Origin of the sequence: Streptomyces sp. CHD11 (assembly GCF_018638295.1) — a bacterium.
GTDB lineage: Bacteria > Actinomycetota > Actinomycetes > Streptomycetales > Streptomycetaceae > Streptomyces.
Genome location: NZ_JABTTS010000179.1, coordinates 1 through 320, shown reverse-complemented (window position 1 = coordinate 320; position 320 = coordinate 1). Strand labels below are relative to the sequence as shown.

Genomic DNA, 320 nt, shown 5'->3' with positions numbered 1-320 from the left:
GGAAGAGGACGTCGCCTGGAGCCACACCGTCGACGGTGAGCGCGACGGGGACCAGTACGACCGTTCCGAGCGGGCGGCCCTGCGGCGTGTGGCGGGTCTCTCCACCGAGCTGGAGGACGTCACCGAGGTCGAGTACCGCCAGCTGCGGCTGGAGCGGGTCGTCCTGGTCGGCGTCTGGACCTCTGGCACCGCCGAGGACGCGGACCGCTCCCTGGCCGAGCTGGCCGCCCTCGCCGAGACCGCCGGCGCCCTCGTCCTCGACGGGGTCGTGCAGCGCCGCGACAAGCCCGACCCGGCGACCTACATCGGTTCCGGCAAGG

General features: G+C 73.8%; 1 pseudogene. It reads left to right on the top strand.

Annotation, left to right across the window (positions count from 1 at the left end):
* Positions 1–320: pseudogene (locus HTV45_RS33665) on the top strand (GTPase HflX); the annotation flags it as partial.